The organism is Flavobacterium sp., from assembly GCF_046293665.1.
GTDB lineage: Bacteria > Bacteroidota > Bacteroidia > Flavobacteriales > Flavobacteriaceae > Flavobacterium.
On the sequence record NZ_JBKBOL010000002.1, the window covers coordinates 37,827 to 62,663 of the forward strand.

Annotated in this window: 37 protein-coding genes; 2 read left to right on the top strand and 35 right to left on the bottom strand. The window is 35.7% G+C overall.

Annotated features, from left to right (window positions below; all coding sequences use genetic code 11):
- Window positions 1-15: 15 nt before the first annotated feature.
- From ACK4R1_RS04495 to ACK4R1_RS04590, 20 genes are all read right to left on the bottom strand, one after another.
- The gene (locus tag ACK4R1_RS04495; RefSeq protein ID WP_409684126.1) at window positions 16-486 is read right to left on the bottom strand and encodes a hypothetical protein; all 471 of its coding nucleotides are present in this window, start codon (window positions 484-486) and stop codon (window positions 16-18) included.
- Between the two features lie 2 nt (window positions 487-488).
- Window positions 489-1,076, bottom strand: a complete 588-nt coding sequence (locus tag ACK4R1_RS04500) for a peptidoglycan-binding domain-containing protein (protein ID WP_409684128.1) — start codon at window positions 1,074-1,076, stop codon at window positions 489-491.
- Between the two features lies 1 nt (window position 1,077).
- Complete coding sequence (locus ACK4R1_RS04505; RefSeq protein ID WP_409684130.1) at window positions 1,078-1,467, bottom strand: hypothetical protein; 390 nt, start codon at window positions 1,465-1,467, stop codon at window positions 1,078-1,080.
- 14 nt (window positions 1,468-1,481) lie between these two features.
- Complete coding sequence (locus ACK4R1_RS04510) at window positions 1,482-2,048, bottom strand: hypothetical protein (RefSeq protein ID WP_409684132.1); 567 nt, start codon at window positions 2,046-2,048, stop codon at window positions 1,482-1,484.
- A 1-nt stretch (window position 2,049) separates the two neighbouring features.
- The gene (locus ACK4R1_RS04515; protein ID WP_409684134.1) at window positions 2,050-2,325 is read right to left on the bottom strand and encodes a hypothetical protein; all 276 of its coding nucleotides are present in this window, start codon (window positions 2,323-2,325) and stop codon (window positions 2,050-2,052) included.
- 23 nt (window positions 2,326-2,348) lie between these two features.
- Window positions 2,349-2,714, bottom strand: coding sequence for a hypothetical protein (locus ACK4R1_RS04520; RefSeq protein ID WP_409684135.1), 366 nt, complete (start codon window positions 2,712-2,714; stop codon window positions 2,349-2,351).
- On the bottom strand, window positions 2,711-3,067 hold the full coding sequence (locus ACK4R1_RS04525; RefSeq protein WP_409684137.1) for a hypothetical protein: 357 nt from the start codon (window positions 3,065-3,067) through the stop codon (window positions 2,711-2,713). Before ACK4R1_RS04525 ends, ACK4R1_RS04520 begins: the two co-directional genes overlap by 4 nt.
- A gap of 12 nt (window positions 3,068-3,079) precedes the next feature.
- Entirely contained in the window at window positions 3,080-5,527 is a 2,448-nt protein-coding gene (locus ACK4R1_RS04530) for a hypothetical protein (protein ID WP_409684139.1), read from the bottom strand.
- 11 nt (window positions 5,528-5,538) lie between these two features.
- Entirely contained in the window at window positions 5,539-5,805 is a 267-nt protein-coding gene (locus tag ACK4R1_RS04535; protein WP_409684141.1) for a hypothetical protein, read from the bottom strand.
- 78 nt (window positions 5,806-5,883) lie between these two features.
- Entirely contained in the window at window positions 5,884-6,429 is a 546-nt protein-coding gene (locus ACK4R1_RS04540) for a hypothetical protein (protein ID WP_409684143.1), read from the bottom strand.
- A 92-nt stretch (window positions 6,430-6,521) separates the two neighbouring features.
- Entirely contained in the window at window positions 6,522-7,112 is a 591-nt protein-coding gene (locus ACK4R1_RS04545; RefSeq protein WP_409684145.1) for a hypothetical protein, read from the bottom strand.
- Between the two features lies 1 nt (window position 7,113).
- Window positions 7,114-7,539 (bottom strand): hypothetical protein, encoded by a 426-nt coding sequence (locus ACK4R1_RS04550; protein ID WP_409684147.1) that lies wholly within the window; start codon window positions 7,537-7,539, stop codon window positions 7,114-7,116.
- Window positions 7,536-8,087 (bottom strand): hypothetical protein, encoded by a 552-nt coding sequence (locus tag ACK4R1_RS04555; RefSeq protein WP_409684149.1) that lies wholly within the window; start codon window positions 8,085-8,087, stop codon window positions 7,536-7,538. Before ACK4R1_RS04555 ends, ACK4R1_RS04550 begins: the two co-directional genes overlap by 4 nt.
- Window positions 8,087-8,281, bottom strand: coding sequence for a hypothetical protein (locus tag ACK4R1_RS04560; protein ID WP_409684151.1), 195 nt, complete (start codon window positions 8,279-8,281; stop codon window positions 8,087-8,089). Before ACK4R1_RS04560 ends, ACK4R1_RS04555 begins: the two co-directional genes overlap by 1 nt.
- 2 nt (window positions 8,282-8,283) lie before the next feature.
- The gene (locus tag ACK4R1_RS04565) at window positions 8,284-9,135 is read right to left on the bottom strand and encodes a hypothetical protein (protein ID WP_409684153.1); all 852 of its coding nucleotides are present in this window, start codon (window positions 9,133-9,135) and stop codon (window positions 8,284-8,286) included.
- Window positions 9,136-9,156: 21 nt separating this feature from the next.
- Complete coding sequence (locus tag ACK4R1_RS04570) at window positions 9,157-9,423, bottom strand: hypothetical protein (RefSeq protein WP_409684155.1); 267 nt, start codon at window positions 9,421-9,423, stop codon at window positions 9,157-9,159.
- The gene (locus ACK4R1_RS04575; protein WP_409684157.1) at window positions 9,423-9,782 is read right to left on the bottom strand and encodes a hypothetical protein; all 360 of its coding nucleotides are present in this window, start codon (window positions 9,780-9,782) and stop codon (window positions 9,423-9,425) included. Before ACK4R1_RS04575 ends, ACK4R1_RS04570 begins: the two co-directional genes overlap by 1 nt.
- Before the next feature lie 88 nt (window positions 9,783-9,870).
- A complete protein-coding gene (locus ACK4R1_RS04580; RefSeq protein ID WP_409684159.1) occupies window positions 9,871-10,470 on the bottom strand; it encodes a hypothetical protein in 600 nt (199 codons plus the stop codon).
- Window positions 10,471-10,535: 65 nt separating this feature from the next.
- Entirely contained in the window at window positions 10,536-11,015 is a 480-nt protein-coding gene (locus tag ACK4R1_RS04585) for a hypothetical protein (protein WP_409684161.1), read from the bottom strand.
- A 9-nt stretch (window positions 11,016-11,024) separates the two neighbouring features.
- Window positions 11,025-12,749, bottom strand: a complete 1,725-nt coding sequence (locus ACK4R1_RS04590; RefSeq protein ID WP_409684163.1) for a hypothetical protein — start codon at window positions 12,747-12,749, stop codon at window positions 11,025-11,027.
- 301 nt (window positions 12,750-13,050) lie between these two features.
- On the opposite strand from ACK4R1_RS04590, the gene ACK4R1_RS04595 reads away from it, so the two are divergent.
- Complete coding sequence (locus ACK4R1_RS04595) at window positions 13,051-13,251, top strand: hypothetical protein (protein ID WP_409684165.1); 201 nt, start codon at window positions 13,051-13,053, stop codon at window positions 13,249-13,251.
- Between the two features lie 47 nt (window positions 13,252-13,298).
- Here ACK4R1_RS04595 and ACK4R1_RS04600 read toward each other — a convergent pair whose 3' ends face one another.
- The 13 genes from ACK4R1_RS04600 to ACK4R1_RS04660 form a co-directional block, all read right to left on the bottom strand.
- Window positions 13,299-13,529 (bottom strand): hypothetical protein, encoded by a 231-nt coding sequence (locus ACK4R1_RS04600; protein ID WP_409684166.1) that lies wholly within the window; start codon window positions 13,527-13,529, stop codon window positions 13,299-13,301.
- Between the two features lie 57 nt (window positions 13,530-13,586).
- Entirely contained in the window at window positions 13,587-13,790 is a 204-nt protein-coding gene (locus ACK4R1_RS04605) for a hypothetical protein (protein WP_409684167.1), read from the bottom strand.
- 35 nt (window positions 13,791-13,825) lie between these two features.
- Window positions 13,826-14,302: a CAP domain-containing protein gene (locus tag ACK4R1_RS04610; protein WP_409684169.1), complete on the bottom strand. Its 477-nt coding sequence runs from the start codon at window positions 14,300-14,302 to the stop codon at window positions 13,826-13,828.
- On the bottom strand, window positions 14,299-14,643 hold the full coding sequence (locus ACK4R1_RS04615; protein WP_409684171.1) for a hypothetical protein: 345 nt from the start codon (window positions 14,641-14,643) through the stop codon (window positions 14,299-14,301). Before ACK4R1_RS04615 ends, ACK4R1_RS04610 begins: the two co-directional genes overlap by 4 nt.
- The gene (locus ACK4R1_RS04620) at window positions 14,640-14,873 is read right to left on the bottom strand and encodes a hypothetical protein (RefSeq protein WP_409684173.1); all 234 of its coding nucleotides are present in this window, start codon (window positions 14,871-14,873) and stop codon (window positions 14,640-14,642) included. The genes ACK4R1_RS04615 and ACK4R1_RS04620 overlap by 4 nt, the downstream gene beginning before the upstream one ends.
- Before the next feature lies 1 nt (window position 14,874).
- A complete protein-coding gene (locus ACK4R1_RS04625; RefSeq protein WP_409684174.1) occupies window positions 14,875-15,231 on the bottom strand; it encodes a hypothetical protein in 357 nt (118 codons plus the stop codon).
- Between the two features lie 203 nt (window positions 15,232-15,434).
- Window positions 15,435-17,198, bottom strand: coding sequence for a hypothetical protein (locus tag ACK4R1_RS04630; RefSeq protein ID WP_409684176.1), 1,764 nt, complete (start codon window positions 17,196-17,198; stop codon window positions 15,435-15,437).
- A 65-nt stretch (window positions 17,199-17,263) separates the two neighbouring features.
- Window positions 17,264-17,521: a hypothetical protein gene (locus ACK4R1_RS04635; RefSeq protein WP_409684178.1), complete on the bottom strand. Its 258-nt coding sequence runs from the start codon at window positions 17,519-17,521 to the stop codon at window positions 17,264-17,266.
- Window positions 17,515-18,033 carry a hypothetical protein gene (locus ACK4R1_RS04640; protein WP_409684180.1) on the bottom strand — a complete coding sequence of 173 codons (519 nt, stop codon included), beginning with the start codon at window positions 18,031-18,033 and terminating at the stop codon, window positions 17,515-17,517. The genes ACK4R1_RS04635 and ACK4R1_RS04640 overlap by 7 nt, the downstream gene beginning before the upstream one ends.
- Window position 18,034: 1 nt before the next feature.
- Window positions 18,035-18,235 carry a hypothetical protein gene (locus ACK4R1_RS04645; protein ID WP_409684181.1) on the bottom strand — a complete coding sequence of 67 codons (201 nt, stop codon included), beginning with the start codon at window positions 18,233-18,235 and terminating at the stop codon, window positions 18,035-18,037.
- Window positions 18,232-19,059: a site-specific tyrosine recombinase/integron integrase gene (gene xerA, locus ACK4R1_RS04650; RefSeq protein WP_409684183.1), complete on the bottom strand. Its 828-nt coding sequence runs from the start codon at window positions 19,057-19,059 to the stop codon at window positions 18,232-18,234. Before xerA ends, ACK4R1_RS04645 begins: the two co-directional genes overlap by 4 nt.
- Before the next feature lie 172 nt (window positions 19,060-19,231).
- Complete coding sequence (nhaA, locus tag ACK4R1_RS04655; RefSeq protein ID WP_409684184.1) at window positions 19,232-20,392, bottom strand: Na+/H+ antiporter NhaA; 1,161 nt, start codon at window positions 20,390-20,392, stop codon at window positions 19,232-19,234.
- Window positions 20,393-20,400: 8 nt separating this feature from the next.
- A complete protein-coding gene (locus ACK4R1_RS04660; RefSeq protein ID WP_409684186.1) occupies window positions 20,401-21,978 on the bottom strand; it encodes a SulP family inorganic anion transporter in 1,578 nt (525 codons plus the stop codon).
- Window positions 21,979-22,327: 349 nt separating this feature from the next.
- On the opposite strand from ACK4R1_RS04660, the gene ACK4R1_RS04665 reads away from it, so the two are divergent.
- A complete protein-coding gene (locus ACK4R1_RS04665; RefSeq protein ID WP_409684188.1) occupies window positions 22,328-23,059 on the top strand; it encodes a hypothetical protein in 732 nt (243 codons plus the stop codon).
- 865 nt (window positions 23,060-23,924) lie between these two features.
- Here the strand turns inward: ACK4R1_RS04665 and ACK4R1_RS04670 are convergent.
- Together ACK4R1_RS04670 and ACK4R1_RS04675 are read right to left on the bottom strand one after the other, a co-directional pair.
- Window positions 23,925-24,155 carry a hypothetical protein gene (locus tag ACK4R1_RS04670; protein ID WP_409684190.1) on the bottom strand — a complete coding sequence of 77 codons (231 nt, stop codon included), beginning with the start codon at window positions 24,153-24,155 and terminating at the stop codon, window positions 23,925-23,927.
- A gap of 183 nt (window positions 24,156-24,338) precedes the next feature.
- Entirely contained in the window at window positions 24,339-24,797 is a 459-nt protein-coding gene (locus ACK4R1_RS04675; protein ID WP_409684192.1) for a hypothetical protein, read from the bottom strand.
- Window positions 24,798-24,837 lie beyond the last annotated feature (40 nt).

Here is a 24,837-nt window from a genome sequence, read left to right on the forward strand (position 1 = left end):
AATGGTTTTTGGTTATTATTGCTCTATTATCCAAGTCTTGCCTAATGCTTCAACGTAAATATGAACTCGGTAATTGTTCAAATTATCATCAAGCTGACCATTTAGTAATAAATCAACAATATTCAAAGCTAATAATTCTACTTTAATATTGGTTATTAAAAAGTTACTTTTTTTAGGAAGTGATATTTCATACAGATCGTGAAAAGCATTTCCAATTTCAACTCCTTTGTGGAAAACCTTAATTTGCTTTACTCTGATTAATCCGGCTGTGTATGGTTCAAAATCAATATTCGTAGGATTATGCAGCGCAACATTCATGTTAACATAAAGTTTTCCCTGACTACTTCTAAGATTGTTTAAATCATCAATGTCAATTGTCATTTCGTTAATGACACTTTCGTAATCGCTTTTTTTCTTAAACGCAAATAGGCCTAGTGCTAATGCGCCTATGCCTACTGCCTTTAATACTGTATAATCCTTGGCCATGGTTAGTAATTTTTTATATCTTCAGCTTTGACAAAAAATATTTTAGTTCCACTCCACAATTCAACATAAACTGTGTACCAATTTCCCGCTTGGTTACTGCTGCGAACTTTTCCAACAGCTTCTCCAAATTTTTTGGTAGTAAAAATTTCATAATCACTGTAGTAAGAACCGTCAGCTTTTGACAATGCATTATATAACGGCGTTCCGTTTTTGTTGTTAGCCATTACTTTAGTGCCAACAGGATAACGGTTTTGGTTTACCGTTGGCGCTTTTGAAAATGCTTCTAAAGTGGTTTGTTTAACTCCTTTTAACTTAAACAAAGCCGCTTCTGTTATTGGGCCAAAATTTCCATCACTACCTACGTTTAAAAGGGTTTGGAGTTTGGCAACTTCGGGACCAATAACACCCATCTTTAAAACTAATTTTAGATTTAAAGGTATAGGCTGCACCGGAGCATTACTAACCGGCAAAACATCCGTTTCGGTGGTTTCTGTCGGTTTAGGCTCCTTTTTGCCTGTTACTGCCAATGCAATACCGCCAACCACTATAGTGCCGATGCCTAAGTATAAAAGGGTGTTATTCGACTTCATTTTAAACGCCTATGAATGTTGATTGAAATGAGTTTCCTAATTTTGCGGTTTCCTTTCCGTAAGGCACAAAATTTAAACCGGCCTGTATGTGTCCTGAAATTGGGTATCTTTCAAGTTCAGAAGCGGGCACGTTTTCAATGGCTTGATTATTACCCGGGTAAGCTGCTTGAAAATCAACAATGGCTTCAACGCTTCCGGTGTACCATCTTTTACCATCTTTTACTACAAACCAGTGACCATTATCCATAACAACTAACTTTCCTTCATAGTCGGTTTGGTTTGGTTTATATGGTTCCTTTACTGTGTTGGCAGTTTCTTCTTTTTTGCGCATTCCAAATGCAATTAATCCTATTAATGCGGCTCCTGCGATTACTTTTGTTGCTGTGTTCATGATTTTTGGTTTAATTATCCTATTACTATTTTTCTAAGTCTGTAAATGCCAAATGCTAATAGACCAACCCAAAATATACGACCGGTCCATAAATTAACCATTTGTTCCTGTGTTAAAATATTAGTGGTTTTGGTTATGGTAATTGTTTTTCTGTGGTTTACGTGATAGTATTGTTTATTTACTTTTGAATTTATGGCAATACTATCTTTTGATCCTTTGAGTTTGTTGTAGAGAAAAAGCGTTTTTTGAAGCTTGTCATAATACAGCTTCAGTTGGTTTTTTCCGTTGTTTTGTTCCAAATTAATGCTAGATAAAGCGTTGTTCACGGCAATATCACAAAGCGAGTCACAATTTTTAATACCGGTTTGCATATCGGGAATTTTGAAACCTTGCTTTGTTTCGCTGCTTTCTGTTTCTTTTACTTTTAAAGAAATATTAATCGAATCAAATTTGGTTGATTTGCTTTCTAAATTTTCATCCGTGCTAACACTCGTTTGAGTGCTTTTGCATCCAAAAAAAATATACAGGATTAGTAAAAATACTATCAAGTAACTCGCTGCTTTTCGTTCAGGTTTTTTCATCTTACATTTTATTATTAGAACAGTCTTTACACTGATTAATGTACCGCTTCAATTGTCCTCTGATTTCTTTGATTTCTTTTCTCAATTCGGCAATCACTTCGTTATTGTCTTTAACATACTGCTGATATGACTTTTGCATCCCTTGCAATGCGCTGGCTTCGGTTACTTCGGCGTTTGCATTTCTTTGTTTTCGAGAAAGTAAAAAAAGAATCAATCCGCCTGAACCTAATAAATAGGGAAATATTGTTTTAATCAGTTCTAAAATTGGTAATGGCATATACTTTAGTTTTGATTTGGGTTTTAAATTTTCTTCAGACAAAACCTGAAATACTTTTGTCCGGGTTCGTCGCTGTAATAATATAATTCGCAATAACTTTTATCTTTATAATCCGAGCATAAGCGCAGGTTTATGCCTTTTTCTGCTTCATTGATGCAAAGAAAAATTTTGTCATTTTGCCTTATGAATTGGTGTGCGTTTTGCACTTGCAATACCTGTGTGTTGTAAGCCGTTTTTATTGTTATCTCTTTTTCGGTAATTGTTACCGTTCCGGTTATTGGTCGTATTTCCCAATCGTCGGGTGTACGTTTATCAATGGTTTCAAACTCGAAAGTTTGGGCATTGCAAAACGCTGTGAATAACAATAGTATGGCTAACAGCTTTTTCACGGTTGTAATTTTTCTTCTCGTTTAGAAATTTTAGCCTTTCTTTTACTAATGGTCATACTGCCTTTACCGGTCGTGAGAAGTAAAACGCCCAACGTTGCAAAAGCACCGGGCGAACTGGTTAACTCAATCCCAACTAAAGCGGTAATTGACGTAAGCGCATCGGGAGCATAGGCATTGACAAGAGCAATAAACGACACCATTAGCATAGTCCAAATCCAACGGTTACGGTTTTCTTGCCAAAAGATGTTAAAGCGAAATTCGCCGTTAAAAACTGATGCACGTGCTTTGAATAGTGTTAGAACTATGATTGCGATTAAGGCTAAAGCGATGTTGGTTAAAATGCTTGTTATCATGATATTTTTGTTTTAATTAATTTTATCTACAACTATATTTTTTAAATAAAAAGAACTACCTAAAACGCCTACACCCTCAAAACGCAATTGCGTACCTGTAGTAGCAGTTGTAAACGTGAATTCTAAATTCAGCCATTTGTTTGCCATTAAATACCCTCTTAATTGCGGATATAAAAAAGAAAATGTTTCTGCGCTTGTTTTCAGATTTATAGATGAAACAGAAACACCATTTCCAAAATAAGCCTCTGGGACATATATAGAAAATTTCACTCGGTAAGTATGCCCAATTGTACCTGTCAAAACGCCTGTTTTATAAACTAAGGGCGTTGTATCTCCGTTCAGCAAAACTTTTAAAGCGTTCGACACACCGTCAATCGTTTCAGGTGCTGATGGTGTGGTGTTTGCATCACCAGTCCAACCATCCACTCCTGCTGAAAAGTTTGAAGTATATCTATTGGTATATGTTGGCGTACCTGTTGTGACTGTTGAAACTATTGGAACAGATGTAAATCCAATAGCTTTGTTTCCGAATAAGTCTTGAATTGAACTTTCGGTATTATCGCACCTGTAGTAAGTCAATGTAATTGTGCTTCCTGAGTTGTAAAATGGCTCTGACAAATTCAAAATACAAGTTGAACCACTAATAGAAGTCGATATAACTTTTCGAGTACCGCTTAAAACAAAATCTTTCCAAAATGGAGAAACGGCTGGGTTTAATGTTTTATCATACGTCAATATTACCTGATTTGGACTAGCATTAGTACAGGTTACAGAAACTAAAACGGGCGGAATATTATTTGTTTTTTCCCTTTCTAAAACTTCAAAAATCTTTTCAGTAAAATTGTTTCCTAAGGTTATCGCTCCTGATTTGTTGTAATGAGAAGTATCTCCTGTTATGTCTTGCAATTCCCACTTACTATCACTTTCTCCTGTAACTAATTTATTTCTAAAATCAAACAAACTTAAATTGTATTGAGACGGCTGGATATTTGAAACAATATACGGAAATGATTGCCTTTGAAGTGTACCTATTTTGTTGTAAATTATAGGCAAGTTTACAACCTGACTTCGCAACTCCAAAAACCACTCTTTTGAAGCGTCTTCAAAAACTTGTGCGCCCACTAAAGTTGCGCCATTTGTTTCTCCTAAATTCCAAAGAACAACAACATCGTAATTTCCGGCACCCCATTGAGAATCTGCTTGTGAAATTGCATATAAAGATTTAGCTTTAAAATCATCCCTGTTGTAATTTCCTAAATGACCGGGTAAAATATCAGTCCCACCAATTGCTCGTTTAGAGAAAATTACATTAGTGTATTCGTTTGATAAATTATAAAGAATCTGATTTAAATAACCCCATTGATTTGCTGGGTCAGGTGACCAATCCTGTAAAGCATAAGCCGACATTACGACATTCACAAATTTAATGTTCGTGGGTGTGCCTTGTAGATATGTTGGCATATCGGCATAAGGAACACGACCTGTTGCTGGATCAGTACCGCTATTAGATTGACCACCAATTAATACTAAAATATTTTGTTTAGGCGCCGGAGCAGTTGAAACTGAACCATCCGCCATTAAATACTGCAAATTTGTACCACCATCTTTAACAAATGAACCACCTTGTACGGCTCCACGTAATCGGGTTGTAGTAATAGAGGTATTCCCTAATGTAGCGGTGTTAGAACCGGCGCCAATGGCGTTGTGGCCTATAACTATTTGGTTAGTATCATTGTTATTTAAACCTCTTGCGCTATGACCAATACCTACGTTATTAGTTCCGGTTGTGTTGGTTGCAAGCGCACCATGACCTAAAGCCGTGTTACTGTCTGCGGTGTTTAGCAGTAAAGCGTTGTTTCCAACGGCAACATTTTCCGTAGCTGAAATATTGTTAGAAAGCGTTTGAGTGCCTATAGATACATTTCGAGAGCCTGTTGTGTTTTGGTTTAATGATCCTAAACCTATAGCAGTATTGGCAACTGCTGATGTATTACTTCGCAAAGCCGAAAATCCGTAAGCGGTGTTAGAACTTCCGGTAGTGATGCTTCTCAAAGCTTCATCGCCAAATGATGTATTGCTGGCAATATTCGCTTTTCCGTTATTCCAAACGGTTCTATCGGTTGTATTGACTTCTAAAGGTTCTAAATTAAACGGCGATAAAAGCACGTAAGCACTACCGTTCCAACGGTAAGTAAGATTGCTTGTTTTGTCAACGTAAATATGACCGGCTAATCCTGTCACCGGGAAAGAAGCAAAGTCATTGGCTTCAACAATTTCTACAAAGTCGGTTTTTGAGATATAGCCAAATTCTCCCGTTGCTGAATCTTGTACTAAAGCACGTGTTGCCGAAACTTTTAATGGGTTTTCAGTTAAAATTAAACGGGTATAGCTAACCGGCTTTGGCTGCGCCAATGCTCCTATAGAAAAAAGAAAAATTAATATTTTATAAATTGGTTTCATTGTATTTTGAATTATTCTGTTACTGCTGATATTATAGCTATTGAATCTCCGGCGGTCATTGGGTCAGGATAAAGAAATTTTACAACGTTTAGCGTTATTTCATATTCATTAGGCAAACACAATGCTTTATTAAAAAAAATAGATTGAATTACCGTGCCTTCAGGTAGTTCATATTCCTGTTGGTTTTCAATAGAAATTATTTCAATAAGATTGTTAGGCGTTGAACCGCCACCGCCGTTAGAATTATCAGGTTTTACTACTCCTACTGTAATGCCCATTTTAATTTTTTTTATCGTAATAATGTTTTACTATCAATGCTGTTCCTATCAAAAAAATACTGCCACCTATCCCGATGGCTACTCCTTTTTTTTTACAAAATCTTTAATCCATTCACTTGGTAAATGTTTAAGCATAACTTTTTCAACTTCAGCAATGGTTACTTTTTTATCGTTGTTTAAATCAAAAGCCGGATTGTTGTTTGCAAATCTTTCAGCTGTAATTGAACCTTTTTGAATGATATGAGAAAGCGGCTTATTAACAGCAGCCGGAAACAACGTGATTAAGTATGTTGATATGTAACTGTCTGTTTTTTTTATGCCTAATCGTCTAAACCAAAGTTTGTAGTAAGCATAAACATAGTCCAACTGTTGTACCGCTGTCATGGCTCGCAAAGCTGCGGTAGTAGTTCCTAAATCTTTAGCGGCGGCAGTTCCAAATTGAATTAATCCAGTATAGCCTAATGAATTAGTAATTGATGGCGAAAATGTACGTGCGCTTTCCCAGTACATGATGGCCATTAACCAGTTAGGATTTATGCCTAATGCAGCAGAAATGACTTTTACCCTTGCCACAAATGCGGAACGGTAAGCATATGGTACTTTATTTTCGTAAATCAAACTCATTTTTATTTTTTTTTAAGAATTGCCTTTTTGGCTGTTCTAACTCTCACAAAACAGCCAATCGGGCAACATTCACGCAATGAAACTGAACTAACTTATATCTTTGCTTTTACTGTTTTTGGTAACTCTTTTGGTTTTTGTATAACTCTTGTTTCTCGTGTTGATTTTTTTGTCATTTCACGAACTAAAACGGCTCCAACTGTTCCAACGGCTAACCATGCTAACCAGTTTGTTGTTTTGGGCGTGATAATTACAACTTCATTTAATTGCTCTGAAGCTTCTTGTAAAATCACTTTAGCAGGAATATCAGATGCTTTGGCGGTAAATGGTTTGTAACCCACGTATGTAATTGTAACAATATCATTAATGCCTATGCCTGTTTTTTGGAAAACACCTGTTTCAGTAGTTGAAAATTTATCGTTATTGATGCTTACCGTTGCCAGTGGCAAAACTCCCACAGTATCAGCTACCAAAGTTTTTAAAGTCATTGTAGCATTGACTTGGTTTTTTATCGTAATAGGCGTAGTTGCAATTGGTTTAGGAATTGCGTTTTGAACCGTTGGTTGTGATGTTATTGTTATAGGCGATAAATCTTCATAAGGATAATAATCTCTATCTGTAGAAACAGCAGAAATATTGTTATCCAATGAATAGCCTAAACCGTGTGAGAAATATGGATTTTTCATGTTACAAATAGTTAGGATATTTTTTTTGTAATGAAGAATAGTTTTCGTCGCTTAACTCATTCTCTAACCATCCTTTCAAGTTTACATAAGGCAATTGATACACCGGAAAATAATTGATTTGATTTCCCATAGTGCTGTTGTATTGTCTAATTCCGAAAGCTTTAACCACTTGGCCAAATTGGGTTTGATTTACGTTAGTCAAGGCTTTAAAAATTGCCGCTTCATCGGTACCGGTTGTTTTCATAGCGTTAAGTAATTTGTTCATTACTGTAACTGCATTAAAAGTAGGAGCGTTAACCGTTCCGTTTCCTGTTGGTTCCGAATAGGTTCCGGTTTCTGTTTTTTTGCGAGTTAGGAGAATTAAAACACTAATTCCTGCTACTGCTGAAACGCCTATAGTTAAATATTTTTTTTCCTTTGGTGTCATACGCCTGCAAATTTTAATTTTTTCACTTCTGTAGTCGTTTGAATTTCTTTTACCGTTGGCTGTTGGCCCGATCTAAAAAATTGACCACCTAATAAAAATTTGAGTTGCAAAATTTGTTCACGATTGAGTTTTGAATTCAAAAGTTCAATCATATCAGAATAACCGGTTAACCAATTTCCTTCAACATTAAAGGCGTTGTAAATTCGAACAAAACCGTTATAGTTCACATTAGCAAACTGACTGGAAATAGTTTCAAAATCATTACCAAATCCTAAAAATCCTAAAGCTTCTTTTATGGCTGTTGCTTTTGCTCTAGCTTGTGAAAAAGTCACATTTGCCGGAGAATAATTAGAAACTTCATCCATTTTTTTGAACTTAGTTACCATTTTGTAAATGACAACGCCACCAACAACGACAATTCCGGTAATTACACCGGCTTTAATCAAAAAAGGAATAGTAGAGGCGGCTTGTTTTGCTGCTTCTGAATCTTTGGCTTTTGATGCTGCTGCTATCATTGCCGGATTTCCTATTTTTGATTTATATGTCATTATCTTAATAAAACTCTTAATGTTTGGAACTTAATTTCGCTTTCTAAATAGCCTTTCGCCTTTGGAATTTTGGCTAATTCACGTAACCTTTTTAACTGATCGGTTGGTAATGCCAAAATTTCTTCAACGGCCGCTATTCTTGTCAAAACGTCCATATCTGAACTGCCTTTGACTACTATTGTTTTTTCTGCCATGACTAAACTTTGTATTTGTTAATCAATTCGGTTAATTCAGCTTGGAACTCCGGGTTTTTTATATAGAAGCAAATGCCAATTAAACCTTTGATTTGTTCATCTGAACAGTTTTCAACTACGTAATCAATGAATTCCTTTTGAGCAGCGTTATAGCTTGGATTACCCAACGTGCTTACGCCTTCAGAATTACCGGCTTTCATAGCTGCTATTTTTTCAAGCATATCCGGGGCTTTTTCTAATAGCTTTTGAAAGCCTTCGCCATCAAAGAAGCCTTTTTGTCCGGCTGTAGCCAGCATTACGGCTAACTCTTTTTGCTGTTCTGCTGTGGCAACTTTTGTTTTTTGCTCGATTAAATCAAGATCTAATTTTCGGTTATTGTGCTTTAGTTCTTTGATCTCCTCTTTTGCATCATCCAATTGCTTTCTAACTTCGATAAGCATAGCCGAATCGGTATTCATTTTCATCACTTCGTGGAATCCTAATCCAAAAGAATTGCCTAACATTGAATTATTCATAGGCGAAGCTTCATGAACTGTTGGAGCCGAAACCTGTAAATTTTGAACCACCGGTGCAGCAAGTTCTTGAACAAAATCAGGTGAAACTTGAATGCCGCACGCTCCTTTTTTTTGTGAAGAAGTGCCATTTTCACGGCGTAATTCTACCCAAACTAAAGTTGGTTTAGTGATGGCTCCAAGTTGGAACTTGATGTAATTTTTTAAATCTTCATTAGGAATGTCTTTGATGAAAATTTTGGATTGTCCTACTGGATTAGAATTTTCTGTATTGGTTATCGTGATAAAGTGTTTATCCGGAAACTGTTTCAAAAAATCAATGGTTGTTTGAATGTTGCTCATATCTTGCGTGAATTGAGTTGGTTAGTTTTTTTCTAGTTTTACGAACCCTATGTATAGGATTTTCGTTTTAGCAGGATCGGCTTCAAAATTGATTGAAATTGCGTTTTGCAATTCAACATTAGGACAGTCAATGCTAAATGATTCTCCGGGTAAAACTTTTCTACCGGCAATATTTACATAGGCTGTACCTTGATTTTGAAACGTAGGACTAATCATTCCCAATAATGAATATTGAGAATGATCGTTTCCTATGATGCTATTGATTACATTTCCTTTTTGAAAGCACATTAGTACTCAGGTTTTTCGATTACAAAAAGTACTTGGAAATTTAAATCTTCTGTTGCTGAAGCTGCCGGAGCCGTGTAACGAGTTTCATACATTCTACCGCCGTCAAAATCAACAGGGCGCAATGATTGTAACCAATCGCCACCGTTTGTTTTTTCAGTAAAACGGTAATCAGCAGGCTTCAAAACCTCATTACCATTGTTAAGAATAGATAAATTGATGATTCTGTTTTCAGGATCACCCGCTATCACGTTACCAATTGCAACAATTTTACCGCTTGGAACATCTAAATTAATTGTTCCTAAAACAGTTGTTTTAGCCAAAAAAACATTGGCTACAACAAATTCATATCTTTTATTCATTTTGTGAATTTTAAAAGTGTGAGTGAATAAAAAAACGCCTTGCCTTAAACTAAAGACAAGGCGTTTTTAAGGTTTGAATGGTTGGGTGTTATGCGTTGCCTTTTTTGCTTGTTTGCAAGCCGTTCAAACGAACATAAACATAATGTTTAGCTGCGTTTGACAATGAAACTCCCGGAGGGAATTTAATTTGCATAGTGATGGTTCTATCATCGGCGAAGTATCGCAATGACTTTAACTGTGTGTAAGCATCAGAAGCCTTTTGTCCAGTTAAAATGTTGGTTAAGTCACGAACCGGTGCACTAAATACTACTCTACCATCTTGACTTAAAATGAAAATGGCATTTTGAAGCGCAGCAGGAGCGGCAGTATTATAAGCCAATTCGCCTTCTTTTCCTGAAGCTGCATCGGTTGCATAATTAATCGCTATTTGGTCAAATACGAAAGCTCTACCGGTTTGTAATTTGTTCTTATCAAAAGAGCAAATACCGTCAACTCTTTCAGTTGTACCGTCGATTAAATCGATTGTACCACCACCAACGACTTCTTTTTTGATTTCAAGGGTTTGGTCATCCAAAACGATTGAACCTGTGTTAAGGTCTTTAACCAATTGAGCTGATAATTGTTGCGGGATCATTGACAAAAACGCCAATACCGTAAGGAAAAATGCTGTGTTGAAAATCTTATTCATGATTTCTTGTTTTAAAATTTAATTATTATTGATGAATGTTGGGTTATACTAATTTTTTGAGTGTCTTATACTCCTGAAAAAGAAACTTCTTCGGCTCCGGCTCTGCTCCACATATCTTCTTCAGAATTCGCTAAAAATTCACGAGCTGACCAGTCTGCTGAGTTGCCTAATCTTGCCATGATGTCATTTGCTGGCTCATATGAACTACCTAGTTGATGTCCAACTAAAGCATTCATAATTTTACCAGTAATAGTTGTCTCATCTTGTGCGGCAACATTTTCTTTGGCAATTCCGGTGATTTCATTGTATAGCGGTTTCCCGGCTAATCCAATAAAGAACATTTGGGCTTTGTCGCCATTTGGTTTTTTGGTGTCAACAGATGCAGCGCCTACTAGGCCTAATCCGAATAACGCCCAGTTTTTCCATGCTGACCAATCAGCAGGAAGAACAGCGGAAGCAACATCGGCGACTTTTACGCCCGCACCAACTGCCAATAAATTGACAACTGCGTTTCCACTTGATTTTACGTTTGGTTTCTGAAACATAACTTTTACTTATTTAATTTTACTTTTGGTTTTTGTGGATCTATTTTGAGGTGTTGATTTTGTAACATCGGTTTTAGGAGAAAAAAGCATAAATGCTGCTAATCCAGCGGCTCCAATTCCTAAAACGGCATTTGTTGAAAGTCCGCTATTTGGGGTTTCATTTTTTGGTTTATAACCTTCTTTAATGGCTTCTTCCTTACTAATCGTTGCCGTTTGACCTGTATTGGTGTCCGTAACGGTAACTGTTCCATCGGCGTTTTCTGTCCAAACCAAATTTTGTGTTGGTGCTGTTGGTTGCGTTTGTTGGTTTAAATCAACTTTTGACAAATCAACAAGAGGTACATCATTTAACCCTCGGGTAACTTTTTTTGAAAGATATTCTTTGCCGTCACCTGTCATGTTAGCCGGAATTACATAGCTAATAGGGTTATTGGCAATTAATGTTACTGTTGCTCCTTTGCTTTTCATTAAGTCTAGCAATTGATCTGCTTTTGCTTTTACAGGGTCAAAAAATTTCCAGTAAACTTCTTTGATGGCTTTTTTAGCACAACTACTCCAACTAGCTTCTAAAAGCTTTAACTCTTTGTAGTATCTACAAATGATATTAGCTTTTAAAATGAACTCTTTGATGGCTTCTTTTTTTGCATAGTCAGAAGAAGCATTGTTGATATTGTTGATTAACTTTTCAAAATATGGAGCATACGTTTTTTTAATTCTGTCTGTAGCCATTTGTGGTGTTAAACTTGCACCCCAACATGAAAAATTTAAGCCATTAGCAAAAACGGCCCCGAATGTTGAATTAATAAAACTGGTTGGTATAATTTTGCTAATCAAACTTTTGATAGCCATTGGGTCGCCTGAATAAGCTGCTACTGCTGTGGAAGCTGTTTCGCCAAAATTGAAGCCTAATCCTTGTTGTCTGTTCATGGCTACTGCCATTTGAACAACTTGTTGCATATTAGGATCAACGCCATTTTGAACATTGCGTTTAACAATTTGCAAAATAGTATCAGTAACATTTCTTGAAACGCCCATGTTTTCAAGATGATCTAAATAAACATGAAGGTTTTTGATAGATTGTGCCAACGTTCCCGGATTGCCTAAACCAGTTTTATGTATAGATTGTCCGTTGCACGAACAGCCTAAGCCAGTAGTTATGGGTGATGCTAAACCTTGATGATACATATTTCTATCGTATTTTTTTGTAAATCTTACTTCTTTGTTGTCGTGCGTTGTGGCATCGATAACGTGGTATTTGCTTCCATCGGGAACCACAACGTAAACGTGTGACCATTTTGGCGAACCCAGTTGCACCATTCTAAAAGCGCATTTGATATTCAGATTTTGTAAAATCTTTGCCGCTATTAGAGAGTAACTTTTGCAATCCATTCCGTTTTGTCTGTCATACCATGCAGCACTCAACGCTCTTAAGTCTTGGGCTTCGCCGTCTAACTTGTATTGGAAATGGTCGTAGAGAAAAGTGTAGATGTTTTTACAGGTTTGCTCTATTGTTTTTCCTTGTAATAATTTGGCTAGTTTGGCACATTGAGAGGCGTATTTCTTTGCCCAATACTCCATAAATTCGAGCGTTTTGAATGTGTTGTTGTTGTCTGTAGATTTATCGAATTTGTGAATGATTCCGTTAAACCTTGGCATTACTGCTTCAAACTCACGACCTGATTTTAATGGCCGATACAACGCTCTATTTACTATTTCAATTTCTTGGGCGGTCATACTTGAATTTTTAGGTAAAAAAGGACTGATTTTAATTCGGTTGTATTTTTGATGTACTACAAACTTTTTCAGTCCTGTTTTTTTACTAATTCTAATCTCAACCTACTAAATGAAAATTATTACGGTAACAAAGATTTAACGATTGTATTGTTTGGTTTTACGATTCGTGAGTTTTGAGTAGTTTTCACGAGGATTGTTGAGGATTATCGAACATTATTGAGGATTATCGAGGATTTTTATTTTTTGGTATTGCATTTTATTTATATTTTTGAAGTGCCATTAAACCAAAACCAACGTTCTTATGTTTTACCCAAATGAATTAATTAAGCCGCAAAAAAAAAGCGCACTGTTTCATATTTTGCGAGAGTTTAACACGGAAACAGTTCGCACAGAAATCAACAAAATCATAAAAGAATGTCGCCAATGCAGCTTGAAAGAAGCGGGCGATGTTAAGACTTTAAAACCTACTGAAGTCAAGTTGGTTCTTGAGAAGTTTTCATAAAAAAAACCACCCGGTTGCGAGTGGTTTTATAAAGTAGTTGATACTGGTTATTGTCTAACCGGCCAATCCCAAAATGAACGGCCTTCTTCTGCTTTAGTGAGGTTTTTAACGTTACTAATGTGAACTTCTTCTCGAACGCCAAAAACGGTCAAATCAACGCTATCTTTATTTACTTCTGTAATGATAGCCGGATAGGTGTCTTTTTGTTTGTTTTTGAACTTCTTTTTTGTTCTTTCGCTTGGTGTAAACGTTACGATTCTACCTTCTGTTGCATTCATAATAACTGATTTAATGGTTTGCCTACTCTGTTAGCTTTTCGGCTTCCGCTGTTATGTTTATAATTTCCAATGAATTGAATAATAAGTTCCTTGATGCATTAGTTTTTTGTAATATGCTTTCATATCATAGGTAATTGTTCTGCCATCTAAATTTGACATCGTATGACCAACAATAAATTGGTGAAAATCGGGTTGTAAAACTTCCGGTATTTCATCAACAAAAGCAAAATCCGATTTAGACAACTCTTTAATAATTGTCATACATTCTGATAGAGTTATATTCGTTATTTCCATAATTATTTAGTCAAGAATAAAGCAGTTACATAAGGTCGATTTTGAGCGTTGTAAGCCGTTGCAACGCCAAAATAATTGTACTTCTTAGAAAGCATCACTTCACGGTGTTTGGGTGATTTTAACCAAGCTTGAACGGTTGCATTTGCCGTACGGAAATTAAACGCTATTACTTCGCCTAACAACTGTTCCGGAAAGTGTTTTTGGCGTTCGGTGTAATAGTGGTGATCCATTTTTTCGTTGGTAGCCATCCAGTTGGAATGCGTTGCCGCAACGTTGGTTAGTTCTTGCTTAAATGTCAACAAATCACAGTTGTTTTCTAACCGGACAATGTTGATTTCGTTCATTATTGCATAGTCGATATACGACACTTCAACGTTGGGATAAACTTTGATTGATGGCTGCGGTTTTTCCTTTTGTTGACAGGATAATGACAATAAAACGAGTAGCGTTATTGCAATGATTTTTAGGATTTTTTTCATGTGAGTGATTTTAATTGTTGATCTATAGAATTAGAAATTTTTAGCATTACATTTTTAGTGTATTCGTTGCGCTCGTAAATTTGAAATTGGCAAGCTTTAACTATGGTTGCAGCTTGTGCAAGTGATAAATTAAGGTTGGAAAAAGAGTTTTGTTTCTCAATTCGATTTCTAAGAACGTAGAACAAATTACTAGACAGGTCCAAGGCTATAATTGAATCTAAAAACGTGGTCAAATCGGACGATTTTAAATGTTGTCCTAAAAACGTGGCAAAAATGTTTATTTGTGCCTGTAATACCTGTAATTCTGAATGTTCCAATTTTTTGAGAGTTACTTTTTTCATTGCGCTTTGATTTTTTCGATTAGTTGGCCGGTTTGGTTATCATAGAACTGGATAACTTGGGCGGTTTTCATGATGTCTTTTGCGTACCATCGCCGGAGCATTCCTTCCATAATGGTTTTATCATGTTTTTTGTTTTGGTCTATTGGGCTGTAAACGGTTTGGTTTGGGTAGCCATTTTTCGTGAGAATGACCATTTTTAAACGTGATTTTTCTTTGTCGTAAAATGGCATACTAACTCGCTTTTTTATTGTTTTTTGCCAATATTCTTGTGGCGGTTTTTGGTTTGGTTTTCATTGTGGCCAATAATTGAGCGGCTTTTTCTTTGCGTTGCATTTCTTTGAATTTGTATAATGCCATTGGCTGTGTTTTGGCATAAATTCGGATGGTTCCGTTTTTAAAAAGAAATTCTCTTTCTCCACGGGCTATGGCTTTTTCAATTTCTGATTTTATGCGAAGTGTGGTTTTTACTTTCTGTACGGCCAATTTCCATAGTTGCGACAATGTAACTTTGGAAAACGTTCTGATGAAAAGAAATATAAATAATGCAGTGATAATGTAAGCGGCGTTTGTGATAGCTGAGTAGTACATGATTTTTATGGTTTAATGGTTGTTATTTGTTAATGAATTTGTCTAATAAAATGAATGTGATAGCCATAATTGCTCTGTCTAATAATCTCCATTCTGCTGGATTCAAGTCCCAAATTATAAATGAGAAAAAAAGATAGCAGAAAAGTAAAATTCTCAATGCAACTAAAAATTTTGGGTTGAAATTTCTTCTTAAAGGTTCCATGCTAACAAGTGTATTTAGTTGATATTTTTATAATTACTTCGGATAATTTTTCCATGTAAACGGCCGGTAAATTGGCTGTTGTGTAGTCTATTAATTCATCGAGTGAAACCTTGCCTTTGAAGAATAGATTCAATCTAGCATCAAATTTTTTCGAGTGGTTAACTGAAGCTTTGCGCAACTCTGTGTTTTTCTTCGCTTTTTGTGCCAAAAGTGGCTTGGTTTGAACGTATTTCAAGTGGTTTTGGTACGCTTTTTTAGTGTATTCAAAGCCCATTTCTTTCTTTTCGGTACGTGAAAAATCAAAATAGTCGGACGGGAAAAGCGAATTAATTTTAGTTTTGATGAACCAACGTTGAGCGTTGTTGATTCGCCACAACATTTCCTGTAATTTATCGACCATTAATTCTTTGTTGTAGAGGTAAACCGCACCGTTATTGACTAAGAATAGCTTTTCGATGTAGGCGTTAATGGCTTTTTTCCAACTTCCGATATAAACATTTCTACCTCTATAGAGTTTGGCAGCGTTGCAAAAGAATTCTTGAATAATTAGCTGCTTGAATTCTTCTGGGGTCAACGTTCCGTAAATGGCTTCTTTGTATAAAATGCGTTTGTCGATGCGTTGGTAGTTGTTGAATTCTCCGGCGGCTAGTTTTTCGGCCAATTCCTGCGGATGCAGTATTGAATTTTCTAGTTTATCGCTTAAATTTTCTGAAACTTTAACATTTTCGCACGCCGCCGGTGTTTGGACTTTCGCACCTTGCATTGGATGTTCTTGTAGAAAAGAAGATAAAAGGACAGCCGAAGGCGTTCCTTCTCCAAGAAAAGCGGCCACGCCGTTTTCTATTTTCTTAATATTGTTTTTATTGGTTCTAGTAGCTTCTTTATTATATGCAAAATCTTTCGACGTTTTGGGGCTAAGCGACTGATTTTCAGCGTTTGAAAACAAGCCCGATTTGGCATCAAAAACAACCAAAATTTGGCTATTTATGTTCATTTTAAGCCCTGATTTGTGACCTCTGAACATATAATCTACCAAAATTCCTGCTTCTTCTAAACGTTCTCTATGGTTGCGTATCGTGGCGGTGCAAACATCAACGGCAAAGATTTCATTTCGCTTGATGGATGCAATATGCCACGCATTTATGTTCATTTGCTTGACCGGAGTTGGTTCTGAAACGCCTAATTTCATATACTCGTTTGTTGACTTGGCCAACTGAACAGAATAGAGGTAAATCATTTGTTGAAAAATGATTTCGGTGGCGTACTTGATGGTTTTGAATTTCTCTTTTTTGTGCAGCATACCATAATCGGCGTTGAACTTCTCAACGGCATCGTTATACTCTTTGGTCTTTTTTCCCGAGTTGTGTTTTAGGAATAATCGAGAGAATTCTTTTTGCACATCGGTTAGTTTGTTAGCGTTTTTTGAACGGTATTGCTCAACGGCTGCGTTGTGCTTTTCGATGGCGTTATTTTCTTCTTTTACCTTTTCATTGTAATTGGCTACGAATAAACGGTAGTTATCCATGGTCATAGCCATTGCATCCTTGTTTATATAGGGGTAATGCGCCATTAATGGCTCGTGGTGCACGGTAGTTTCAACGAAAGTTAAACGCTCCAATCTCGTAACTGCAACGTTCTTTTTGGTAGCCGTTGCGGTTTGAGTATGGCTGCCATTGGGTAGCGTTGAACTAGCGTTGATGGGGAAAAGATTACTGGCAAAAAGTTGACCGAAACTAAGTCCGGTGTTGGTTCTTTTTTGGCTCATGGTTTAATGGTTTTGTTTTGTTTGGTGTTTTTGGTTTACGCAATTGGTAAGGTTGCGGGGTTGGGTTATGTGTTAAACTTTTTCATTGTCCTTTCAAATTGTTCTTCTGAAAGTTCCATTTTTAACCATTGGGTTAAATCTCTAAAAGGAGTGAAGCGATTAATACGCATTAATCCAAAAATGTTGTGAACTCTGTTAAATTCTTCTTCCGTTTTTACATTAGCTAATTCTTCTAAAATGAGTTCGCTACTATCAAAAATTGGTTGTCTTATCAATGCGGTTAGGTTTGAGGCAATTGTCTGAATTTTGGCTGTACTTAACATTTATAATCAGTTTTAGGGATTGATAACTCAGGTTTGAAGTTTTTTAAAATTCCCATTGCTCTAGCGGTTTCTCTTGCGCAAGTGATGATGATTATTTTTATTTTTTGCTTTATCAATGGGTTTTCTGTGTTTAGGTATATGAAAGCCATATTTCCCAATGCGGTGGCGTTTATATGTTCAAAATCAGTTTCTTGAAATGCGGTAAAATCGGCTATTTCTTGTTCAAAATTTTGTTGGTCATTTTTATAATTACTATAAGTAACATAATCAACAAACTGCGCCAATGCTTGAATAGGAAGTATTGAAATTGTTAGACCAATTTTATTCAAGAAATGAACATCAAAACGCAATCCGTTTTCGTCAAAATCAGGTTTCATTGATGGGAATCCGTGGCCGTTAAATTGATCGTTAAACATTGCTTCGGCTAAATAATCAGGCAGAATGCAATTAAACATATTTTCCATGTGTTCTGAAAATGTTATGTCTTTAGTGTTAAAATTGGTTGGAAACATATCAATTAGTATTTAAAAGTTGAAACTGGTCGTTGTAAGCTTTGGTAACTTCTTTGTAACGGTCGCCGTAATATTCTTTTGCTTCGAAATCTAAATCGGCAAAAATGCTGTTGAAAACTTCATCGTTTGCACCGGCTAATTTCATTCCGTAGAATAACTCAAAGAGGTATTCGAATTGTTGAGGATAGAGGTGTAGTTTCATGATAAATAAGATATTGGACTAGGAATGTTTGAAATTAACTGCGATGAAACGTGCGTGTATATTTCTGTAGTTTTTGGCGAACTGTGTCCTAGTAATTTTTGAATTAGTCTTATGTCGGTTCCATTTTCAAGCGCATGAGTGGCAAATGAATGTCGGAGTAGGTGTGCGTGAATGTTTTTTCTTATTCCGGCTAATTCTGCATATTTTTTTAAGAACTGGTTTATTGATCTTTCGGAATATTGTGGGCCAAATTGGCCGTTGAATAAGTATTCTTTTGGGTTGTATTGTTTGAAATATTCCCGGAGTAAAAGCAAGGTTTCAATGGGCAACATTACTTGTCTGTCTTTTGCGCCTTTGGCCGCTATGATGTTGATAATCATTTTTTGGCTATCGATGTCGGTTATTTTTAATGAAATGACTTCGCCAACTCTTAAACCGCATCCATATAGTAGGTAAATAATGGCTTTGTGCTTAATATTTGTGCAGTTGTCAATAATTTTCTTTACTTCAGAAGCATCAAGTGGCTGCGGTAGTTTTCTATCTTTCCGGGCATACTCTATAAAGGCAAATTTCTTAGGTTGGTGTACGGTTAGTTTGTAAAACAACTTAATTGCAGAATGCATGTGGCGTTGAGAATTAACCTCTTTTGCGGTCAATAAATAATCCTTGATTTCATCACTAGAAATATGTTTAGGACTGTCTTTTTTACTAAAGAAGTTTAAAAACATTTTTATCTGACAAACATAGTTTTCTATGGTGTTAACGGCGTAATTCTTCATTCTTAAATCACGCTCATAGTTTTGAGTAAAGTTTGAGATATTCATAGTTTTAAGTATTGATTTTGTTGGTGTTTTAGGAAGTTTGGTACATATAGTAGTTGTAGGCAACCCTTAACAACCATCTGCTAAACGAAAACCCCGAAAAAGAAAAGTGCAAGAAAAGAAAAAGGCATTGCGAATCGCAATGCCTTTTCTTATTGTTCTATACAATCTTCAATTAATTCAATTCATTAACTTCATCACGAGCTTCAACTAAAGCAAACTTTAAAAATAAAAATCCTAACAGTCCTGCAATCAATGATGCAATAAGAATTACAAACTTTGCATTATTGATAATAGTTTCACTTTCAAAAGCAAGCAACGTTATAAAAATTGACATTGTGAACCCTATTCCCGCTAAAAATCCAACACCCAAAATAGATTTCCAATTGATATCACTTGGCAATTGGCAGATTCCAACTTTAACCGCAAAAAAGGTCAATGCAAAAATCCCTAAGGGCTTTCCAACAATTAATCCTAATGCTATTCCTAAACTATAGTTTTGAGTAAGTGTTGCACCTATGTCAGAACTCAAGACAATCGCGGTATTGGCCAACGCAAAGATGGGTAAAATTATAAACGCAACAGGCTTATGTAAAAAATGTTGCAACATATAGGAAGTCGATTTTTTGCCACCTTTTCCAAAAGGAATAGCAAATGCTAATAAAACTCCTGTTATGGTTGCGTGAACACCAGAATGTAACATAAAATACCACATCACAACACCGCCAATTATATATGGAATCAGATTATTAACTTTCAGTCTACCCATTATAAAAAGAACAACATAAACTCCTAAAGCAATGAATAAATTTGACCAAAGTATCGTCTTTGTATAAAAAATGGCAATTACTAAAATCGCTCCTAAATCATCCATTACAGCCAAAGCAGTCAAGAACACCTTCAAAGATATTGGCACTTTATTTCCTAATAAAGACAAAATACCCAAGGCAAAAGCTATATCTGTTGCCATCGGAATTCCTGCTCCAGCTTGAGTATTAGTTCCATAATTAAACATTATAAAAATCAAAGCTGGAATAAACATTCCGCCTATTGCGCCAAAAATGGGTAACAAAGCATCTTTTATATTTGACAATTCTCCTTTATAAATTTCTCTCTCTAACTCTAAACCAATTAATAAAAAGAAAATTGTCATCAGTCCATCGTTTATCCAATACTCTATACTTTTACCTGAAAACTGAGTGAGCCAAAAATGATGATAGCTTTCACCCAAAGATGAATTGGCTAAAACTAATGAAACAACAGTACAGAGAATTAATAATAATCCACCTGACTTTTCACTTTCAAAAAAACCCCTAAATAGTTTAGTTAATTTCATAATTTCAGTTATATTTTATCCACAACCAATTTATAAGTTGGATCTTCCATAATATTAACATCAATAATCGCCTCAGCATTTTTGAGCAACAAAATACAATCCTTACTTAAGTGGCGAAGATGCACTTTTTTACCAACCTTATGATAACGATGTGTAATTACATTCAAAGCTTCAATAGCTGACATATCAGCAACACGGCTATCTTTAAAATCAATTATCACTTCATTCGGGTCATTCAACACATCAAACTTCTCAGCAAACCCACTAACAGAGCCAAAAAATAACGGCCCAAATATTTCATAATGCTTCACTCCTGCTTCATCAACATATTTCCTTGCACGAATACGTTTCGCATTTTCCCACGAATAAGCCAACGCCGCCAAAATAACACCTATTAAAACAGCAACAGCCAAATTATGAGTAATTGCAGTAATCAATGTGACTAAAACCATTACAATAACATCAGACCACGGCATTTTTCTAAAAGCTTTCAAACTTGCCCATTCAAAAGTTCCGATGGCAACCATAAACATCAGACCAACCAAGGCAGCCATAGGTAACTGAACTATTAAATCAGAACCAAACATTATAAATGCTAACAGTGTTATAGCTGCAACAATTCCTGCCAATCGTGCTCTTGAACCTGCTGAAATATTAATTAAACTTTGTCCTAACATAGCACAACCACCCATTCCAGACAAAAACCCTGACGCAATATTCCCTAAACCTTGTGCAACACACTCTTTATTTCCACTTCCGCGAGTTTCAGTAATTTCATCAATCAAGTTCAAACTCAATAAACTTTCAATCAAACCAACACCTGCAACAATACAAGCATAAGGGAAAATAATTTTCAAAGTGGCAAAATCAAATGGTAAATTAGGTACTGTTAACGGTGGAAAACCACCTTTAATAGTTTCGCCAGCATTCAAAGTATCGCCAACTGTCATGGTGTCAACACCAAAACCAATTACAATTCCCGCAACAACTAAAATAGCCACTAAGGAAGACGGAACAACTTTAGTTAATTTAGGTAAACCCCAAATGATTAACATCGTAAGCAAAGTCAATCCTAACATAACCCACATCGCAGAACCTTGTAATAAACTATCTGTTCCCTTTTGGTAAAAATTAGGAAACTGCGCCATAAAAATAATAATCGCCAATCCGTTGACAAAACCAAACATTACAGGATGAGGAACTAATCGAATAAATTTCCCTAACCTCAAAACTCCTGCTAATATTTGTAAAAGTCCCGCAATAATTACCGTAGCAAAAACATATTGCAAAATGGTTTCCGAAGTAATATCAGGAAAAGCTGTTCGTAATTCCAAAATCAGTCCAACAAAAATTACGGCAATAGCCCCAGTTGCACCCGAAATCATTCCGGGTCTTCCGCCTAAAATAGCCGTTACTAATCCCATAACAAATGCCGCATACAATCCCGTAAGCGGAGAAAAACCTGCAATCATTGCAAACGCAATAGCTTCTGGCACAAGAGCCAAAGCAACTGTTAAACCTGATAAAATTTCTGTTTTATAATTTACCTTTTGAGATAAATCAAATAAGTTAAATACTTTTTTCATAAAGTGATGTAAATAAATGAATGATACAATTTCATATACTGAAACAGTACCGAAAAAAATTCGATAAAATAGTTTGGGAGTAATCCCTCGATTTAAAGACTATAAATCAGGGCGGAGTAACTGTGATAAAATGAATAGTGTTTTTCATAATCATGGTGCAAAAGTAAACTTTTAAAACAAAGAAACAAATTCAAAGTCCAAACTTAACAAAAACATATCATCCAAAACCCTTACAAAACGGCAGTAGTAAACTGTTTCTATGAACTGTGAAATTTATAAGAAAATAACTAAACAAATACAATTTTTTAATTATATTTGAGAATCATTAACCTTTTAAAGACCTATAAACATGGCATCTACATCAGAAACAGGACACGCAAAAAATGTAGCGAATTTCCAAGATTTAATCGAATTCGTTACAGGGTATGGAGCTACTTACAATCCATCCAAAAACAGTTTAAAACTTCCACAACTTATTACATTAAAAGCGACAGCCGAAACCAATTTGGCAGACGTAATTACCAAAAACACTAATTACAACAACAAAGTAAATGAACGCATCATTGCTTTCAGCGGACTAAAGTCATTGTCAACACGATTGGTTAATGCTTTACAAACCACCGATGCAACACCCGAAACAATTGGCGATGCTAAAACGTTTAACCGTAAAATGCAAGGCAAAAGAACATCGTCAACACAAACACAAACCGACCCAAACACTCCTGCCCCGACAACAATTTCTACAAGCCAACAATCTTACGACCAACTCATTCAACATTTAGCAGGTCTAAACTCAGTATTAGAAGCTGAGCCAAGCTATGTACCAAACGAGAACGATTTGAAAGTAGTTACCATCCAAGCAAAAATCACCGAGTTAACCGCAAAGAATACAGCCGTTGCCACTGCTTATGCAGGAATCAGCAATTCAAGAATTGCACGAAACGAAACGTTATATTCAACCGCTACAGGATTAGTTGAGACCGCCAACGAAGTAAAAAAATACATCAAATCCGTTTTCGGTGCCAACAGTCCACAATTCGCACAAGTAAAAGGAATAGAATTCAAGAAACCAAAGATGTAAGCTTTCCGCTAAAAGAAAGTATCCAACCACTAAAAGAAATACAGCATACAAAATAAGACTTATTGCTTCCGCAATAAGTCTTATTTAATCAGTAACTTGAAATATAATAACCGCACTTAGAAATATTAAAACCTCAAATAGAAATATAACAACCGCCTTAAAGTATGTACAATACGCAAAAAGAAATATAACATCCGTCAAAAGAATTATGGCATCCGTCAACAGAAATCTATTAGCCACGAAAAAGTTGACAAATAATAACGGATAAACAAGGGCAGCCTACAACAGCAGTTTGTGATAATTGCGTGGCTTGGGATTATCCCGAGTTTTCTCTGAAAACTCAAAAAGGAATTTTATATTTGTAATCATCAGTAATTAATCGTCGCAACTATCACAATCTGCGGCACGTTAGCGGCAAGACCACAAATTTTCTGCAAAAGAGCTAAAAAAATAGACGAAATGAATACTATACACAATCCAAATAAATATAAAGTAACAGTTGGAAATCTTACCGTATTGTTAGGTTTGTTTATTGGAATTTACTATATATTATTTCCAGGTTATGGAGGTTGGGGATATGTTTTTGCATATATTACATTTGGTATATCATTACTTTATTTTTTTTTGGATTTATTGTTACAATATGTTGTTCCAAAATATTTGTACATAAACATAACTGAGAGTTTAATTGATATTGGAATTATAATTTGGTTCCTGAATTTGTAAAAGTCCAGCCGCTAACAGCAGTTTGCAACAACTGCGTGGCTTGGGTTTCTCAACGAATTTTCTCTGAAAATTCAAAAGTAAGTTTTATATTTGGAATCAACAGTAATAAATCGTCGCAGCAGTTGCAAGCCGCAAGACGTTATATGCAATTTTGAAGAAACCTCGCAGAAACTTTACGGAAGTTCTTATTTCCTTCAAATTCTACTGTGATATAGTCAAATGCTTTTCTTTCAACCAAATCTTTATCAGGATGCCAAAATAACCAACCAGATTTTCCTTTTTTGCCAACTCCTTTTACATCCTGATTTAACTCTACTTTTGGGTTGTTAGCGTTAAGCCTTTTTTGCTCTTTTAAATGGTATTCGTTCATAATAAAACTGCATATAACAGCGGCTATATTTCAGCGTTGCTGTCGTGATTAATTTAATTGTTTTTGTTTCTCTGTTTTGGTTCGGTAATAACCGAAAGTGCAATGCTTATCATTCCACGCCGAAATTATAGCCGCAGGACGTTATGCGCTACTTTACCAAGATTGCGCTGGAAGTTGAAACGGTTATTTAAAATCTAAAATAACACCATCATTTTCCGTAAATCCTTTTTGTACAATTTCGTAATCGTGTCGTTCTTTTGGGTTCATAACATCACGGTCTAAAATGTAATGGTCGGAAATTCTAACTGTTTTTCTTCCGACCAATAAGTACACGCTTCCACTTTTAGATTTATGTGTTATTTTGCCTTTATTCGCTTTAGAAACTTTTTTAGCATACTCTAAAATTGATATTTCTTTAGGTTGCGCAGCTTCATATTTCTTTTTGTTTTCATTCGCTTTTTTGCGCATTGCTTCGGTTGCATCAATTGTGTGTGTTGGTGCTTTTTTAAGTTGCGATTGCGACATTTTTGGATTTTTAATGTATTCCGTTGTCATTCCATAGGAAACAACTTTAAACATTTTGATTTTCCCAAATCCTTTTGCGAAAATTTTTTCTTGTTCTGCTTTTGTTGGTTTTGCCATAATTTCTATATATTTGTGATGTGATAAGATTCTATCCTTT